The sequence below is a fragment of the Streptomyces cyslabdanicus genome (genome assembly GCF_052663305.1).
Genome location: NZ_JBQRUW010000041.1, coordinates 1 through 16,307 on the forward strand (window position 1 = coordinate 1; position 16,307 = coordinate 16,307).

General features: G+C 71.0%; 14 protein-coding genes. 4 read left to right on the forward strand and 10 right to left on the reverse strand.

Annotated elements, in window-relative coordinates; all coding sequences use genetic code 11:
- The first annotated feature begins 236 nt into the window (after positions 1–236).
- On the forward strand, positions 237–1,358 hold the full coding sequence (locus ACTYVM_RS23960; RefSeq protein WP_445527929.1) for an IS630 family transposase: 1,122 nt from the start codon (positions 237–239) through the stop codon (positions 1,356–1,358).
- Positions 1,359–1,371: 13 nt separating this feature from the next.
- Positions 1,372–1,998 carry a class I SAM-dependent methyltransferase gene (locus ACTYVM_RS23965; protein WP_445528048.1) on the forward strand — a complete coding sequence of 209 codons (627 nt, stop codon included), beginning with the start codon at positions 1,372–1,374 and terminating at the stop codon, positions 1,996–1,998.
- A gap of 19 nt (positions 1,999–2,017) precedes the next feature.
- Here the strand turns inward: ACTYVM_RS23965 and ACTYVM_RS23970 are convergent, their stop codons facing one another.
- Both ACTYVM_RS23970 and ACTYVM_RS23975 read right to left on the reverse strand, forming a co-directional pair.
- On the reverse strand, positions 2,018–4,243 hold the full coding sequence (locus ACTYVM_RS23970) for an ArnT family glycosyltransferase (protein WP_445527930.1): 2,226 nt from the start codon (positions 4,241–4,243) through the stop codon (positions 2,018–2,020).
- A gap of 210 nt (positions 4,244–4,453) precedes the next feature.
- The gene (locus tag ACTYVM_RS23975; RefSeq protein ID WP_445527931.1) at positions 4,454–5,119 is read right to left on the reverse strand and encodes a DUF4097 family beta strand repeat-containing protein; all 666 of its coding nucleotides are present in this window, start codon (positions 5,117–5,119) and stop codon (positions 4,454–4,456) included.
- 272 nt (positions 5,120–5,391) lie between these two features.
- Between ACTYVM_RS23975 and ACTYVM_RS23980 the strand changes: the two genes are divergently transcribed.
- Both ACTYVM_RS23980 and ACTYVM_RS23985 read left to right on the forward strand, forming a co-directional pair.
- Entirely contained in the window at positions 5,392–6,141 is a 750-nt protein-coding gene (locus ACTYVM_RS23980; RefSeq protein WP_445528049.1) for a GbsR/MarR family transcriptional regulator, read from the forward strand.
- Between the two features lie 469 nt (positions 6,142–6,610).
- Positions 6,611–6,970 carry a hypothetical protein gene (locus ACTYVM_RS23985; protein ID WP_445528050.1) on the forward strand — a complete coding sequence of 120 codons (360 nt, stop codon included), beginning with the start codon at positions 6,611–6,613 and terminating at the stop codon, positions 6,968–6,970.
- A gap of 198 nt (positions 6,971–7,168) precedes the next feature.
- Here the strand turns inward: ACTYVM_RS23985 and thrS are convergent, their stop codons facing one another.
- The 8 genes from thrS to ACTYVM_RS24025 all read right to left on the reverse strand — a co-directional run bounded on the left by thrS (position 7,169) and on the right by ACTYVM_RS24025 (position 16,222).
- Complete coding sequence (gene thrS / locus ACTYVM_RS23990) at positions 7,169–8,404, reverse strand: threonine--tRNA ligase (protein ID WP_445527932.1); 1,236 nt, start codon at positions 8,402–8,404, stop codon at positions 7,169–7,171.
- Between the two features lie 253 nt (positions 8,405–8,657).
- The gene (locus ACTYVM_RS23995; protein WP_445527933.1) at positions 8,658–9,692 is read right to left on the reverse strand and encodes a proline racemase family protein; all 1,035 of its coding nucleotides are present in this window, start codon (positions 9,690–9,692) and stop codon (positions 8,658–8,660) included.
- Positions 9,692–10,624 (reverse strand): dihydrodipicolinate synthase family protein, encoded by a 933-nt coding sequence (locus ACTYVM_RS24000; protein ID WP_445527934.1) that lies wholly within the window; start codon positions 10,622–10,624, stop codon positions 9,692–9,694. The genes ACTYVM_RS23995 and ACTYVM_RS24000 overlap by 1 nt, the downstream gene beginning before the upstream one ends.
- A 49-nt stretch (positions 10,625–10,673) precedes the next feature.
- Positions 10,674–12,155: an FAD-dependent oxidoreductase gene (locus tag ACTYVM_RS24005; RefSeq protein WP_445527935.1), complete on the reverse strand. Its 1,482-nt coding sequence runs from the start codon at positions 12,153–12,155 to the stop codon at positions 10,674–10,676.
- Complete coding sequence (locus tag ACTYVM_RS24010) at positions 12,152–12,568, reverse strand: (2Fe-2S)-binding protein (RefSeq protein WP_445527936.1); 417 nt, start codon at positions 12,566–12,568, stop codon at positions 12,152–12,154. Before ACTYVM_RS24010 ends, ACTYVM_RS24005 begins: the two co-directional genes overlap by 4 nt.
- The gene (locus ACTYVM_RS24015; protein ID WP_445527937.1) at positions 12,565–13,764 is read right to left on the reverse strand and encodes an NAD(P)/FAD-dependent oxidoreductase; all 1,200 of its coding nucleotides are present in this window, start codon (positions 13,762–13,764) and stop codon (positions 12,565–12,567) included. The genes ACTYVM_RS24010 and ACTYVM_RS24015 overlap by 4 nt, the downstream gene beginning before the upstream one ends.
- A gap of 105 nt (positions 13,765–13,869) precedes the next feature.
- Positions 13,870–14,484 carry a helix-turn-helix domain-containing protein gene (locus ACTYVM_RS24020; RefSeq protein WP_445527938.1) on the reverse strand — a complete coding sequence of 205 codons (615 nt, stop codon included), beginning with the start codon at positions 14,482–14,484 and terminating at the stop codon, positions 13,870–13,872.
- Between the two features lie 220 nt (positions 14,485–14,704).
- Entirely contained in the window at positions 14,705–16,222 is a 1,518-nt protein-coding gene (locus tag ACTYVM_RS24025; protein WP_445527939.1) for an APC family permease, read from the reverse strand.
- Positions 16,223–16,307 lie beyond the last annotated feature (85 nt).

The following is a 16,307-nucleotide window of genomic DNA, read 5'->3' on the forward strand; positions in this document are numbered from 1 at the left end:
TCCAGTTCCAGGTCCCACTGCTCGGCAACACGCGCGGTGATCACGTGAGAAGGCTGCCCCGCACCCTGTCGCTACCTGCGGCACTGTCGCACGATCGAGGGGCGGCCTGCCGAAGGCCACCCCTGACCACTCCGCGGCCCGCTACACTCCAGCCGCCCAGCGAAACCCCAGGCCAGACAGCAAAATCCTGCTGGAGTACTAGTGTCCTGCGCCGGTAGTCCGTCGTTAGAACTTGTATGAGTTCTTCTGCCGGGGTGCCGGCGCCGCGTCGTGGTCCGAAGCTGGAACCGCTGCTGCTGGGCGATGACGAGCGTGCTGTGCTGGAGCGTTGGACGAGGCGGGCGAACTCCGCTCAGGCGCTGGCGTTACGGGCGCGGATCGTGCTGGCGTGCGCCGGACCCGACGTCCCACCCATCGTCGAGGTGGCCCGCACCCTGCGGATCTCCGCGGACACTGTGCGCAAGTGGCGGCGGCGGTTCCTCGCCGAGCGGCTGGAAGGCCTGGCCGACGAGCCCCGGCCGGGCCGGCCGCCCACCATCGGTGTCGACCAGGTCGAAGCGGTCGTGATTGCCACGCTGGAGGAGATCCCGAAGAACGCCACGCACTGGTCGCGGAAGTCGATGGCCGAGCACAGTGGCCTGTCCAAGTCCACTGTCGGCCGGATCTGGCGGAAGTTCCAGCTCAAGCCGCACCTGACGGACACCTTCAAGCTGTCCACGGACCCGTTCTTCGTGGAGAAGGTCTACGACGTCGTCGGGCTGTACTTCAACCCGCCCGAGGGCGCGGTGGTCCTCTCGGTGGACGAGAAGTCCCAGATCCAGGCCCTGGACCGCTCACAGCCGGTACTGCCGATAATGCCGGGCATGCCAGAGCGGCGCACGCACGACTACGTCCGCAACGGGCTGACCACCTTGTTCGCCGCGTTCGACGTCGCCACCGGCGAAGTCATCAGCGCCCTGCACCGCCGGCACCGGGCCGCGGAGTTCAAGAAGTTCCTGATCCGGATCGACAAGGAGGTGCCCGCACACCTGCAGATCCACCTGATCTGCGACAACTATGGCACCCACAAGACGCCCGCGATCAGGACGTGGCTGGCCAAACACCCCCGCTTTCACATGCACTTCACCCCGACCGGCTCCTCGTGGATCAACCAGGTCGAGCGGTGGTTCGGGTTCCTGGCCGACCAAAAGATCCGCCGCGGCGCACACAAGAACGTCCAGGTCCTCGAAGCCGACATCCGCCGCTGGATCAAGAACTGGAACGAGGACCCCAAGCCGTTCATCTGGACCAAGACCGCCGAAGAGATCCTCGAATCCCTCGCCCACTTCTGCCGACGGATTTCAGGCGCAGGACACTAGCTTCCTTCCCGTGATGGACTACCGGGACGAGACCAGGGCGGCCTACGACGGGGTCGTCGAGCTCTATGCGTCGATGTTCGCTGACCGGCTGGAGACGCGGCCGTTCACGCGGGCCATGGTCGGCACCTTCGCCGAGCTGGTGCGCGGGACGGGGAACCTGCGGGCAGCCGATGTCGGGTGCGGACCCGGACATCTGACGGCCATGCTGCACGACTTGGGGCTGGACGCCTTCGGGCTCGACCTCTCCCCCGCCATGGTCGGCCATGCCCGGCGGGCCCATCCGGCGCTGCGGTTCGACGAGGCGCGCATGGAGGCCCTGCCGGTCGAGGACAGCGCGCTCGGCGGAGTGCTGTCCCACTACTCGATGATCCATACCCCGCCCGGGGAACTGCCCGCGCTGCTCGCCGAGCAGACGCGTGTCCTGGCACCAGGGGGCCTGCTCCTGGTCTCGTTCTTCGCGACCGAGGGACCGGAGCCTGTCCGCTTCGATCACAAGGTGACGCCCGCGTACAGCTGGCCGGTGGACCAGTTCGCCGAGTTGCTGGCCGGGGCCGGGCTCGCCACGGTCGCTCGGCTTCTCCACGACCCGGCCTCCGAACGGGGCTTCCTCGACGCTCACTTGCTGGCCCGCCTCGACTAGGGCCTGTGCCGGGGGCGGTTCACGCGGCGCCGGCAGTGCATCGGTACAGCTCCTCGCCCGTCGCGCCGGGCGTTTTCGTCGCGTCGGCGGATTCCGTTCCGCCGTAGGCGGAGGTCGGTACGGGGGTGCAGGCGGACCGGACCCAGGCGGTGATCCGCGTGGCACCGGTGGCGGAGCGGTTGCCGGTGCCGGTGCGGTTGCCGAACAGGGCGCCCATGCCGCGACCACCGCCGCCCAGCAGCACGTACCGGAGCTTGCCGGAGGCGACCAGGTGCCGGAACTGTGCCTCGGTCGGGAACGGCACCCGGCCGCTGTAGCCGCCCAGCGGCAGTACATGGGCACCGGTGGCGAGGACGTAGGGGGAGGCACCGTTCCAGCGGGTGGTGGCGAAGACGTAGGTGGCCGAACCCTGGTGCGCGGTGGTGTACCGGAGCAACTCCCGCTGGGTCGCGGTGAGTCGGCCGTCGCCCCGGCGGACGCGGAAGCCACCCGTGCCCCCCGGCGCACCCGGTGCACCCGGCGCGCCCCGGGTCTGCCCACGGCTGCCGGCACCGGTCAAGGGGCGCTGTCCCGTCCGTCCCCCCGCCGACGTCACCGAGCGATGACCGCGGTGCTTGCCGGAGGGGCCGACCGCGCCCATGCCGGAACTGCCGTACGCGGGGTTGAAGACCTGCACCGCCCACGCGCTCGGCGCGAACAGCAGCGCGGCGAGGGACGCGGCCAACCCGGCGAGCGCGAGCCGGCCGCCGGAGGCGCCACGGCGCCGACGGCCCAGCACCAGCAGGACGACGGCCCCCAGGCCGAGCAGACCCACGGCGGGTGCCAACCAGGGCAGGAACGACGGGAACTCCCCGGCGAGATATGCGCTCCACGCCGCCGTGGCCGCCACCGCGCCGGGCAGCGCCCACGCACGGGGGCCGCCCGCACGGTACGCACGCCACATCAGGGTGACGCCGCCGCCGGTGAGCGCGGCGAGCGGTACGGCGATGACGCCCATGTAGTAGGTGTGGCCATCGACGCTGCCCGCGCTGAACACCAGGAAGTACGTGGCCAGCCAGGTGCCCCACAGGAGGAATCCGGCACGGACCCGGTCGGTACGTGGCCGGCCCCGGCGCCACAGCACACCGCAGGCGACGGCGACGGCGGCGATCGGGTAGAGCCAGCCGGTCTGCGAGGCGAGCGACGTGCCGAACATCTTCGACCAGCCGTTCTGGTCACCGCCCCAGCCGCCCCTGCCGCCGGACCCGGCCTGGCGCGCCTCGCTCGTCCCGGCCGTCTCGCTCGCCTGGGTGACCGTACCGGTCTCACGGTCGGCGAGCCCGCCGTGGCCGCCTCCGCCGTGGTGGCCTCCGCCGTTCCGCGTCGCGCTCACGCTGCCCGTGGAGGCCGCGTTGATGCCGAGCGAGGAGAAGCGGTTGAGGAAGTTGTAGCCGACGACCATGCTGAAGGCGGAGTTGTTGGTGGTGCCGTCGACATAGGGCCGGTCCTTGGCCGGGGTGAGGGTGACGGCGAGCATCCAGGACATCGAGACCGCGGCCATCACCAGGGCGGACAGGCCCAGGTGCGCCAGCCGCCTGCGCAGCGCGATGGGCGCCGACAGCAGATGGACGAGGGCGAGCGCGGGAAGCACCGCCCACGCCTCCAGCATCTTGGCCTGGAAGCCGAGCCCGACCCACACCCCGGCGAGCAGGAGCGGGCCCAACCGGCCGTCCCGGGCGGCCCGCTGGGTCGCCTCGGCCGCCAGCAGCACGCACAGGGTGAAGGCGGGGTCCTCGACGGCGGTCCGGAAGAGTCCCACGGCCACGGGGGTCAGCAGGAACGCCGTGGCGGCGATGAGCGCCGCCTCCACCCCGGCCCAGCGCCGCACCAGCCGATACAGGACCAGCAGGCTCGCCACGCCCTCGATGACCTGAGGAAGAACCAGTGCCCAGGGGTGGAATCCGAAGACGCGGGCGGAGAGCGCCTGCGGCCAGAGGAATCCCGGCAGTTTGTCGAGCGTGATGGAATTTCCGGGGTCGAAAGAGCCGTAGAAGAAGGCCTTCCAGCTCTCCGTCATGCTGCGGACAGCGTTGGCGTAGAACGTGTGGTACTGGCTGTGGTTGATCCCCCAGGCGTACAGCACGGCGGCCAGCACGGTGATGACCAGCAGCGCGGGGCGCGCGTACGCCGGCTGGTCCGCCGGCGCTCTCCAGGGCGCTCGGCGGTCGGTCCCTGCGGCGTTCGGGGCGAGGACTGTCGTAGCCATGCACGGCAGTCTTCGGTATCGCACGAGCCGACTGCGCAAAAGAAACCCGCTTCAAGGAATTTCTCATCCCCCGAGGGAAATCCTTTAACCGCGACGGCCAGGACGAGGCGTCGTCGTGTTCGCACCCGCCGGGACGCCGACCGTGGGCGATCGCCACGATGAGGTCCCGGACCATGCGGACGTGACGACCGGCCACACACTCGGCACCTGTCAGATGCTCCGGGCGGTGATGTCACCGTGGGAGGTGGTGGCGTGGATCTCCAGCTCGGCGGTGCCGTCGTTCTTGAGGGTGTTGCTGATGCGGCCGTAGCTGGTGCCGGCGTCCAGGGCGGCCGAGACGCCGGCAGCGGCGCCGACCGTGATGTCGCCGGACTGAGTGCGGAGCACGACCTTCCCGCCCGTGGCCTCGGTGATCCGGATGTCGCCCCTGGTGGTGCTGATCTCCGCGGGCCCGCCCAGCCGGCCGACCTCGACGTCGCCGTCGACCGCGGTGAGACGAAGGCTCGCGGCCTCGTCCAGCTTGATCTGAGAGTACGCGCCGTCGAAGGCGACGTCGCCGAGACGGCCGACGGTCCGGAGTTCGGCGCTGGCCGTCTTGGCCTCGACCCGGGAACCTGCGGGCAGCTTGACCGTCACCTCGATGGAGCCGGAAGGGCCGAAGTACTGGTTCTTCGTCGCCGAAGTCCCGATCCGCAGGACTCCGTCGGCGTACTCGACGGTGGTCTGCTCGGCTGCCTTCGTGTCGCGGCCCTTCGAGGCGTTCGAGGGCAGGACCTCGACCGTGGTGTCCGCCCGGTCGGCTGCGATGAACAGGACGCGTCCCGCGGGGATGTCCAGGACGGCGGAGATCGGGGCGGGGGTGTCGAACTTCTGCATCGTGCTCTCCTTCAAGCTTGCGGCTTGCTGTTTCCCAACAATGGAAACACTACGTTGCTTTCCAACTCTCGACAACAAGTTCTTCGCTTAGAGACAGCATTTATGCAGGTGGGAGGGCATTAATCATTGCAACACTCTCCCGCTTAACGCAACAACAGAGAGCCAGTCGTTGCAATGAAATGAGGATGAACGCTATGATGGAGGCGTCCAGGAACACCGAACAGCCCCGCGGGACACCCATGGAGCACCCACGTGGCATGAAGGAGGTCGTGATGCCGGGAGGCAGGCTCACCCAGCAGGAGCGCCAGCAGATCGCGGTGGGGCTGGCCGACGGCCTGGCCTACGCCGAGATCGCCCGCCGTCTCGACCGACCCACCTCCACGATCACGCGTGAGGTGACGCGGAACGGCGGCGCCACCGGCTACCGCGCCGACCTCGCCCACCGGGCCACCCAGCAGCGCACCCACCGGCGCAGGCAGGCCGCGCCCCAGGGGCCGCAGGCACTCCCGCAACCCCACGGACGCGACGCCGAGGCCGTGCAGGACTACCAGGAGAACCTCACCACCGTCCTCATGACCTCGGGCCTGCCCAAGATGATGGCCCGGGTGCTGGGCTGCCTCTACACCACCGACACCGGCAGCCTCACCGCCTCCGAACTCGCCCAGCGCCTCCAGGTCAGCCCGGCGTCCGTCTCCAAAGCGATCACGTTCCTCGAGGGCCTGGACCTCGTCCGCCGGGAACGCGACGGACACCGCCGCGAGCGCTACGTCGTCGACGACGACCTCTGGTACCAGTCGATGATCCGCAGCGCCCGGGCCAACGACCAGTTCATCGAGACCGCACGGCAGGGCGTCGACATCCTCGGCCGCGGCACCCCGGCCGCCAACCGCCTCGAGAATGCCGCCCGCTTCCTCGACTTCGTCAGCGAAGGACTCATCCGCGCCGCGGAGCAGGGCCGCGAGGTCCTCTACACCAGAACCGACACGGCCTCGGCCGACACCGCCGAACCGGGTCGTCCGTGACAAACGCGTTCGCCGTACTGCGCCTACCGCGCCTGCTGCCCCTGAGCGCCCGGGACAAGGACGCGGAGATCTGCGCGCGGTTCATCCGGTCCACGGTGGAGGGCGGTCTCAGCAATCCGTGCAGTACGGGCCGGCGGGCGCCTTCGGCGAATCCGAGTGTCCGTCCAGCCACCCGCGGAGCCATTCGGCAAGCGTGAGGTCTTCAGGGAACAGAGCGTGTCCGTGTTCAGCGCATCGGGCATTGGGAATTGGGGCGTTCGCGCCAGCCCAGGTACTCCTCAGGCAGCCGACCACTGTCGCTGAAGCTGTGTCGTCCAGGACGAACGCCATGGTCACCAACCTCTGGACGCCAACAGCCGCAGGGCCTTGCCCTGGAGCCAAGCTCGAAACCCGGTGGCCGCCGTACATGGGCTGTCGATACCGTCGGGCTCCCAGTCAGCCGCATCGGCGGTGGACCCACCCAGGAGCGATTCCGGTGACCAGCCAGCAAGCAACGACGACTCTGTGGCGTCCCACCGGCCCCAAGGAACTGGACCTCGTGCGTGAGCTGGACTGGCGCGCCTGGCCACCCCGGCTTCCCGAGCAGCCGATCTTCTACCCGGTCCTCAACGAGGACTACGCCGTCAGGATCGCGCGGGACTGGAACGTCAAGCACGACGGCGCCGGCTTCGTCACCCGCTTCGAAGTCGAGTCCGCCTTCCTGTGCAGGTACCCGGTCCAGCAGGCAGGCGGACAGACGATACTGGAACTGTGGGTACCGGCCGGGGAGCTTGACGAGTTCAACGCTCACCTCGTCGGCAAGATCCAGCTGGTTCACGAGTTCCACTGAGCCACCTGCGGGAGAAGACTCCGTGGCGGATGTTGACAGGCCGCACCCCGGGCCGGTGTCCGCTGCCCGCCGGCGCCCGGGGCCGGGCGCGGGCTGGAACCTGTGCGCATACCGTCACCCCGGCCTCACCCACCTGGGCGAGGCCGGGGCCGGCCTGCTGATGCTGATGGCCAAGTCGAGGTGCTGATCGCGACGCTGCTATGCGGTGGGATCGGCCCACAGGTCGGTGCTGTGGGTCCTGACGAGAGCGCTGATGTGGGTGAGTGCGTCACTGACCGGCTGCGGGTCGAGTCGGCGTCCGTCACGCAAGCGCAGCGCGACGTGATCGTCAGCGGCCTCCTTGGCCCCGATGACAGCTTGGTAGGGAACCAGGCGGGCCTCTCGGATACGGGCGCCCAGGCTGCCGCGGTCCGGTCCCGCGATCTGGGCACGCAGTCCGAGACGGGTGCAGCGTTGGGCGAGGGCCGCGGCGTTCGGCAGTTCGGTGTCGGAGATCGGGAGAATGACCAGCTGAGTGGGGGCGAGCCAGGCGGGGAAGGCACCGCCGTGCTGTTCGATGAGATGGGCGACGGCACGTTCCACACTGCCGATGACGCTGCGGTGGACCATGACCGGGCGGTGCTTGGCGCCGTCGGCGCCGATGTAGTGCAGGTCGAACTGCTCGGGCTGGTGGAAGTCGATCTGGACGGTGGACAGGGTGAACTCCCGGCCGGCGCCGTCGGTGACCTGGACGTCGATCTTGGGGCCGTAGAACGCGGCCTCTCCCTCGGCTGCCTCGTAGGGCAGGCCGGAGCGGTCGAGGACGTCGGTCAGCAGGGAGATGGACCGTTGCCACTTCTCGGGTGCGGCGACGTACTTGCCACCGGGGCCCGGGAGGGACAGCCGGTGCCGGGTCGGGGTGATGCCGAGCGCCTCGTACGCCCGGCGGATCATCTCCAGCGCCGCCCGCGCCTCCTCGGCGACCTGGTCCAGGGTGCAGAAGATGTGCGCGTCGTTGAGCTGGATGGCCCGCACACGGGTCAGTCCGCCGAGCACGCCCGAGAGTTCGGAGCGGTACATGCCACCCAGTTCGGCCATGCGCAGTGGCAGTTCGCGGTAGCTGTGGGAGCGGGAGCGGTAGATCACCGCGTGATGAGGGCACAGACTCGGCCGCAGGACGACCTGCTCCCCGCCGAGGTCCATCGGGGGGAACATGTCGTCGCTGTAGTGCGCCCAGTGCCCCGAGATCTCGTACAGCTCCCGCTTGCCGAGTACCGGTGAGTACACGTGCTGGTAGCCCGACAGCCGCTCGGCGGTACGGATGTACTCCTCCAGGGTGTGCCTCACGGCCGCGCCATCGGGCAGCCAGTACGGCAGGCCGGCGCCGATCAGCGGATCGGTGTCGAACAGGCCCAGTTCACGGCCCAGTTTGCGGTGGTCGTGCTTGGTGGTCATCGCGGTCTCCTTGCGGTTGCGGAGCAAGTGACCAGGCCTACGACGAAGCCCCGGGGCACTTGCCCCGGGGCTTCGGATCAGATCGTCTGTCAGCGCGCCGGGACACTCTCCGGCGTCGTCGTCACAGCAGCGCGCTTCATGTCGGACACGTTAGCAGGGTGACGCGACGGCCACACGGTCATTCCTTGTCACGTCCGGGCTGCGAGGGAAGCAGCCGTTGCGTGCTCCGGGGCACGCAACCGTGCCGGGTGTTCTAGAGCACGAAGCCGTGCGGGAAGGGGTCGCTCGGGTCGAGCAGATAGTTCGCGGTGGCGGTGATCCAGGCCCGGCCGGAGAACTCGGGGACCACGGCGGGCACTCCCCCGACCTCGGTGGTCTCCAGCAGCCGGCCGGTGAACCGTGTGCCGATGAACGACTCGTTGACGAACTCGGTGTTCAGGGGCAGTTCACCGCGCGCGTACAACTGGGCCATCCGGGCGGAGGTGCCGGTGCCGCAGGGAGAGCGGTCGAACCAGCCGGGGCTGATGGCCATGGCGTTGCGCGAGTGCCGGGCGGTGGAGTCCGGAGACAGGAACTGCACGTGCTTGCAGCCGCCGATGAGGGTGTCGACCGGGTGCACCGGCCGGTTCTGCTCATTGATGGACTTCATGATCGACAGGCCGGCGGAGAGGATCTCGTCCTTGCGCGCCCGGTCGAACGGCAGCCCGAGCCGGTCGAGTTCGACGATGGCGTAGAAGTTGCCGCCGTACGCCATGTCGTAGCGGACCTCACCGAGGCCCGGGACCGTGACGGCGGCGTCGAGTTCGAGCGCGAAAGCGTCCACGTTGCGCAGGGTGACCTTCTCGGCGCGGCCGTCGCTGACCGTCACCCGCGCCTCGACCAGCCCGGCCGGCGTGTCGAGACGGACCCTGGTCTCCGGTTCGGTGACCTCGACCATCCCGGTCTCCACCAGGACGGTGGCCACGCCGATGGTGCCGTGACCACACATCGGCAGGAAGCCGCTGACCTCGATGTAGAGCACGCCCCAGTCGGCGTCCGGGCGGGTGGGCGGCTGCAGGATCGCACCGCTCATCGCGGAGTGCCCACGCGGCTCGTCGACCAGGAACCGACGCAACCCGTCCAGGTTCTCCACGGCGTAGCGGCGGCGCTCGGCCATGGTGTCGCCTGGGATGAGGCCCACCCCGCCGGTGACGACGCGGGTGGGCATGCCCTCGGTGTGCGAGTCGACGGCGCTGATCGTACGGACGGTGGGGGCACCACCCACGCCGTTGAAGCTGTGGGGAAGCATCAGGCGGACCGCTTCTCGAGGGCGGAGACGGCGCGGGCCATGTCGGCCTGGACCTGCTCGCGCATCTGCGGGGTGAGCGGGCCGCGCGGCGGGCGGCACGGGCCGCCGTATCGGCCGACCTGCTCCATGCCGAGCTTGATGGCCTGGACGAACTCGGTGCGCGAGTCCCAGCGGAAGGCGGCGACCAGCGGCTCGTACAGGGCCCGCGCTGCTTCGAGTTTGCCGGTGACGGCGAGGTCGTACAGGCGCGCCGACTCCGCGGGGAAGACGTTCGGGAAGCCGGCGAACCAGCCGGTGGCTCCCATCAGCAGGCTCTCCAGGACCACGTCGTCGGCGCCGCTGATGACCTCGATGCCGGGCGCCTGCTCCTTGATCTCCAGGACGCGCCGGACGTCGCCGGAGAACTCCTTGATCGCGACGATGTTGTCGATCCGGGCGATCTCGGCGACCAGGTCCGGGGTCAGGTCGACCTTGGTGTCGATCGGGTTGTTGTAGACCATGACCGGCAGGCCGACGGAGGCCACGGCCTCGAAGTGGGCGAGGACCTCACCGCGGCTGGCGCGGTACATGGTCGGCGGCAGGCACAGCAGCCCGTCGGCCCCGTCCTCGGCCGCGACCTCAGCCCAGTGCTTGGCCTGGTGCGAGCCGGCGCCGTGCACACCGACGACCACGACGCCCGAGTCGCCGACCGCCTCGATCGCCGTCCGGGCGACCTTGCGTCGCTCGTCGTCCGTCAGGGAGGAGTACTCGCCGAGCGAGCCGTTCGGGCCGACGCCGTGGCAGCCGTTCTCCACCAGCCAGCGGCAGTGCTCGGCGTAACGGTCGTAGTCCACAGCCAGACCGGCCGGGGCGGAGGCGTCCTCGGAGTAGGGAAGGGCGGTGGCCACCACCACGCCTCCGAGAGACAGGGCCTGCTTCTTGGTGTCGCTCATGAACTCTTCTCCTTGGAAGGGGAGTTGACTGTCGCGGAGAGTCGAGCTTTCAGCGGTGGTGAGAGGTCGGGTCCTCGGGGGACGGATCGGGGGCGGCGGCCAGTTCGCCGAGCCGGATGGGCTGGGCGATCGGACGCCGGTGCGGTGCGGGCGCCGGCAGACCCTCGACCGGCCGGTCGGCGGGCTCACCGGACAGCCGGACGTTCAGCTCGGCGACCGTGGGGCCGCAGATCCGGGCCTGGCAGGGGCCCAGCCCGGCCCGGGTCTCCAGCTTGGCGACCCGCGCGGCGGCGCTCGCCCGGTCCGCGGCGGCCCGGCACAGCGAGGCGTAGTCGGCCTCCTCGCAGCGGCAGACGACGGTCTCGGGGCGCAGCCACGTCGGCCAGGCCGTACCGATCGGGTGCGCCCGGGCCAGCCGCTCAGCGAACGCGCGACCCTGATCCCGGCTACGGCGCAGACGACGCAGTGCGGGCGCATCCGGGTCGCCGTCGGCGGCGAGCCAGCCGGCGAGCGCGCCCTCCGCCCGCGCGGCCGGGGCGCCCGCGATGCCGGTGATCTCGCCGGCCGCGTACACGCCGGGACAGCTGGTGGCCTGGTCGTCGTCGACGGCCACGAACTCGCCGCCCGGCGTGCCGCGCAGGGCGCATCCGGCGGCCACCGGCAACTCCAGTTGCGGGCTGAAGCCGTGCGTGACGCACGCCGCGTCGACCGCGATCGTGTGCTCGCTGCCCGGCACCACCGACCAGTCCGCGCGCAGCCGTGCCGTGACGACCTCCTCGACCCGGCCGTCGCCGCGCGCCTCGATGACGGTGCGGCCTGCGCGGTAAGGCACCCGGTGGCGGAGCAACAAGGCGGTGTACTCGGCGAGTTCTCCGGTCTTGCCGGCCTGTGCGGCCAGCTGCCACGGACGCCGCGACCAGCCGCGGGCCACGGTGCCCGGGGTGTTGGCCTCCAGCACCCCCAGCACCCGGGAACCGGCCTCCAGCAGCGAGGCCGCCACCGGAAGGAGGAACGGTCCGGTGCCGGCGACCACCACCCGATCGCCGACCACGACCCGCTCCCCCTTGGCGAGCGCCTGCGCCGCACCGGCGGTGAAGACACCGGGCAACTCCCAGCCGGGGAAGGGCAGGACGCGATCATGGGCGCCGACGGCGAGCACCAGCGCATCGGGGTCGAGTGTCGTCCGGCGACGCTCGCCGCCGTCAGCCGGGCCGCGCAGCACATGCACCCGCGGCACCCCGGACTGTTCCGGGTCGGGGCGCTCCAGCGCCCATACCGAGGTCTCGGGCCACCAGGCGCACCGGGGGTGGGCGAGCACCCGGCGGCGGCGCCGGTCGAAGGCCTTCCAGCCGTGGTGCAGCACCTCGGGACGGCCGGCGTCGTACGCCTCGGGCAGCATCCGGTGGTACTGGCCGCCGGGCTGGTCCGCCGAGTCGAGCAGCGTCACCCGGACGCCGGCGCTCAGCGCGGCCTCCGCGGCGGCAAGGCCCGCGGGCCCCGCACCGACGACCGCCACATGACGTCGTGTCATCGCTCCCCCGATCCGGATGACTTGGCGTCCCCCTGGGCCTCGGGGGCCGGCTCCTGGGCGGTCTCCGACTGCGGAGACCGCACGGTCTCCGGATCCCGCGGCAGGTCCGGCGCCGACTGCCGGGTCTGGGTGGTCACCACATCGCCGTCGCGGGCCCGGCGGCGGCAGGCGCGTACGTCGCGCTCGTCGCCCACGGTCACCAGACAGTCGAAGCAGACGCCGATCCCGCAGAACACCCCGCGGGGCGCGCCGGAGCGTCCCCGTCGCCAGGCCGGCCGGTCGGCGGCGAGCAGCACGCCGGCGATGGTCTGGCCCGCGATGCCGTCGACGCGCTCGCCGTCGACCGTGATCCGCAGCGGCCGGTCCTGTCGGCCCACCGCGTCGGACTCGGCGCGGACACGTCTGGGGCTCATGCCGTCTCCTCACTGGCAGGGGGTGCGCTCTCGCCCAGCACGGCCGGACGGTCCACCCGGAACGGCGTGGCGTCCATCTCCGTCGGCTCACCGAGGATCAGATTCCGCAGCAGCCGTCCGGTGCCCACCGACAGCCCGATCCCGGCGCCTTCGTGACCGCCCGCGTGCCAGAGACCTGCCAGCCGTGGATCGGCGCCGATGATCGGCAGATGGTCGGGGACGTACGGCCGGAATCCGCCGTACGCACGCATCACCGGGACCTTGGCCAGCGTCGGGAACAGTCGCAGTGCCTTCGCCGCGATGGCCGACAGAACCTCCGGGCGCAGCCGGTCGTCGAAGCCGACCCGGCGGCGCGAGGAGCCTATGAGCACACTGCCGCCGCGGGTGGACTCCACGACCGCGGAGGTCTGCAGATCCTCGGCGCTGCTACCGACCGCGCCCACGTAGTCCGCGTCGTAGACCTTGTGGAAGACCATCGGCGGCAGCGGCGTGGTCACCAGGACGTCACCGCGGCGGGGCCGCACATCCACCGGTGCGCCGAGGCGGGTGGACAGCTCACCGGACCAGGGGCCCGCCGCGTTGACGAACCCGTCCGCCTCCAGCAGGCCGGCCGAGGTACGGACCCCGGTGATCCGCTCGCCGCGGGTGGCAGCGCCCAGCACCTCGCAGCCCGTCCACAGGGTCGCACCGGCCGCGAGTGCGTCGCCGAGCAGGGCGGAGGCCGCTCCGGCCGGCTGCACCTGTGCGTCCTCGGGGTAGTACAGGGCCGCGGTGTGCTCACGGGTGACGTACGGCTCGGCCTCGGCGAGCGCCTCGGCGTCCAGCACCTCGGCGCGCACCCCCGCCGCGCGCTGGTCGGCGGCGAACCGGGCCAGCCCCCGGGCTCCGGCGCCGGTCGTCGCCACGACGATGCCGCCCTTGGGATCCCACTCCACCGCGTGCGCCGCGTGCGCGGACCGCTCGGCGACCTCGGCGAGCACCTGCGGCCACAACTTCCGGGAGATCCGGGCGAGTTCCAGCTCCGGACCCGGCCCCTTGTCGGAGACGAGCACATTGCCCTCGCCGTGGGAGGTGGTCGCCGAAGCGGCTGCCCCGCGGTCGACGACGATGAGCTCGATTCCGGCCAGGGCCAGCTCGCGAGCGCAGGCGGCGCCGACGATCCCGGCGCCCAGCACCGCCACCCGCGTTCCGTACATCGAACCTCCTCGTTCGCTGAACCGAACGAACGGAAAGCTATGACGCGGCACGGAGCGTGTCAACGGTGGAGCCGGACCGAATCCCCTCCACTGCGCCGCAGACTGTCACCCTTCTGTCGCGCAGGCGTCACCGGGCGTCGCGTCCGACAGATGCAGCCGTTGATCGGCCCGGTACTGGAGCAGCAGCACCGAGCGCACCTCGCCGTCGAGCGCCGTGTAGCTGTGCGGCACCCCGGCATCGAAGCCGACGTAGTCGCCTGGGCCCAGCTCGACCTCGCGCCCCTCCACCCGCACACCGAGCCGGCCCGCCTGCACGATGGTGTGCTCGGTCCCCACATGGCCGAGCGACTCCTGCCGCCTGCCGGCTCGTACCTGCTGGTCAAAAACCTCGAGGACGGCGTCGCCCGACTCGATCCGCTGCAGCGGGCGCAGATTCACCCCCTCGCCGCTCAGCACCTCCGCGTCCTTGGCCCGCACCACGGTGAGCCCGCCGGCGGGCGGGGCGTCCAACAGGTCGGAGATGGGCACCTCCAGCACGCGCGACAAGCTGAACACCGTCTCGATGGTGGGGTTGCCCGCTCCCGACTCCAGTTGCGAGAGCGTCGCCTTGCCGATCTTCGAGCGCCGGGACAACTCGGAGATCGACAACCCCCGGCGGGTCCTCGCCTGTCTGAGATTGGCGGCCAGCACGTGCCGAACCGAGCCCTCGGGGACGCTCACGTTCCCTTCCCTTCTCCCCTGCCGACGTTCGATATACCGTACGGACGTCCAGCAGTATCGTTCGCTGTCCCGATCAGGATCGGACCTCACCCTGCGGCATGGCAAGAAAGTCGGCGACCGCGGCGGCCTCACGCCCGGCCGCGCTCGGTGAGGTGTCCGGCGCGGCATGCGGGGCGTGAGGCGGCGGGTTCGCAGGGGGCTGTTCGGTGCTCGCCCCGGATCAGTCGCGTTCCACGTCGACGGTGGTCAACTGCGCGTACCGCTCCGGGTCGGTGCGTCGGATGCGGCGCGCCACGACGAGACCCGTGCAGAACACCACGGGCAGCGGGATGAGCAGCGCCACGTTGACCATGCCCGAGGCCCCGGTGAGCAGGTCGAACCGCAGGGCCGCGAGGACAGTGAGCACGCTCAGCCCGAGGAAGGAGAGCAGGGGTGCCCACCGTGCCCGGAAGCTGGAGACGCCGCGGCGGTCGCGCCGGAAGAATCCGTACACCGCGAGGGCGGCGAGGGCCTGCATCGCCATGATGCCGAGGACACCGGTGCCGTTCGGCCACAGGAAGACCACCGCGTACGGATCGGCGCCGCTGAGGGCTCCGGCGGCGATGAAGACGGCCGCGAGCAGGCTCTGGACGACCACGGCTGTGCCGGGGGATCCGTGGCCTGTGGTGACGCGGCCGAGCCGACGGGGCAGCAGTCCCTCGCGACCGAGGGCGTACATGTACCGGGCGGCGGCGTTGTGGAAGGCGAGGGTGGCGGCGAAGGCACTGGTGATGATCAGTACGTGCATGAGGTCGGGCAGCCAGGAGCCGACGAAGCGGCCGGCAGCGCTGAACACCATGTCGGGCCCGCCCCCGCCCCGCGCGATGCGCACGGCGTCCTCGGGGCCGAAGGCACCCATGACCACCCACACGGCGAAGGCGTAGAAGACGGCGAGGAAGCCGACGGCGATGAACGTGGCCCGCGGCACGGTGCGCCTGGGCTCGCGGGCCTCCTCGGCGTAGATCGCGGTCGCCTCGAAGCCGGTGAACGCGCCGATGGCCAGGACGAACATGCCCGCCACACCCGCACCGCCCAGCGACCCGGGGTTCAGCACGGCGGGGTCCAGGGCGGCCGTGCCGCGGTGGCCCAGTACGCCGCCCTCCAGGATCAGCAGGACGACGACCTCCAGGACCAACGCGAGCCCGAGCACCTTGGCGCTGAGGGTGACCCGGAGCCAGCCGAGGACAGCGACGGCGACGATGCAGATCGCCGACCAGACCCACCAGGGCGCGACGAACCCGGTGAGGTCCGCGACACCGCCCGAGGCGAAAAAGCCGAAACAGGCGACGAGCCCGATCTCCACCAGGTTGTACGAGACGACCGCGACGTAGGCCGTCCCGATGCCGGTGGCCTTGCCCAGGCCGCGGGCCACGTAGGCGTAGAAGGCGCCGGCGTTGCGGACGTACAGGCTCATTGCGGTGAAGCCGGCCGCGAACAGCGCCAGCAGCCCGCCGGACAGGACGTATCCCAGGGGCGTGGCGATCCCGCCCATCGCCATGGCGGCCGGGGCGACGCCTGCCACGGCCGTCAGTGGTGCGGCGGCGGCGACCACGAAGAAGACCAGGTCGAACACGCCGATGGCGGCGCTGCTCAGGGCGGTGCCGCCTTCGGTGGGCGGCGTCCCGGTGTGCGGGTCGGGGGGAACGGGGGCGCTCGGGCGTGCGACGGGAGCGCCGCCGGAGCCGCTGGAGACAGGCATGGGACTCCTAGCTGGGTGAGCTGAGTGGCCCTCAGGAGAGGGAAGATGACGGGCACTTCGGGAGAGCGGGGGAGAGACCGGTGGT